The organism is Vibrio sp. 1078-1 (assembly GCF_033340475.1).
On sequence record NZ_JAWOWM010000111.1, the window covers coordinates 1 to 996 of the forward strand.

Below are 996 nucleotides of genomic sequence, written 5' to 3' on the forward strand. Positions count from 1 at the left end.
ACTTGCTTTTGCCGTACACCACATTTGGCTTGGCATAAAAACCGCCGTCATCACTCGCTAAGAACTCACGTTGACCGCGACGGTAGTACACGATTGGCGCTGCCAACTCATACTCAATATTTTCTAGTTTAGAGTCGTCAATCACTAAAAAGCGAGTCATGCGAATCGTACTACCGTTCGAACAATAACCTGCAGCGTCATAATCAATCGCATCAAATGGTTTTAGATCATTAGAAAACAGATCCGCTGTACAGCCATCAAATCGAGCAACATGTACCCAGACTGCCTTTTGTTTGGTTCGGTCATCGCTACCCACTGGTTTTAACAAGAACAGCGCGACCTTACCTTTGCCAAATTTTTGCAGCTCATCATCCGTCGGTTCACGTACCGAACGCGAACCCATGATGCCAAACTCACTTTCTTCTAAATTGGAAAACTGCGGGGCACTGAGGGTACTTACGATGACGGTTTGTTCGCTATCAAGTTGTGTGTATTTATCTGCAACACCCGATTCCGCCAAATCGACATTAACCGTGACTCTTGTTCTTGGTAACGCTTTGTAATCTCGCGATTCACTCTCAGAAATATCCAACGCAATAGAATGATATTGAGAGTAATTAGTTAGCGTCAACTCAGCTTTCGCATTGTCTAACGTGGCAAGCTCTTCGCTCACGGTATCAGCAAATGAGTAAGTGCGAGTGCCTACCGTTTTACCAAAATCCAAACTAATCGTCTTAAATGGCGTAAATTCCACAGTTTGAAGCTTCGTCGTAAGACCTGGATGATCCGCTTTATTAATGGTGCCGTTAACCAATACGGTTTTAGTTGTATAGTTACGTGCAGTTAACGTCACTTCCACTTGGTAGTCGCCAGCATGCAGCACTTTCAAACGACCAGAATCTGAAGATAACAACTCAACCACCGGCTCAGCTTGGTTAATCAGACGGTAGCTTGCTTTGGCTTCTCCCCCACTCATCACAGGTGTGATAACCGCAC

At 45.0% G+C, this 996-nt stretch carries 1 pseudogene; it reads right to left on the reverse strand.

Features of this window, described 5'->3' with window-relative positions:
- Positions 1–996, reverse strand: a pseudogene (locus tag R7190_RS25945) (cadherin repeat domain-containing protein); the annotation flags it as partial.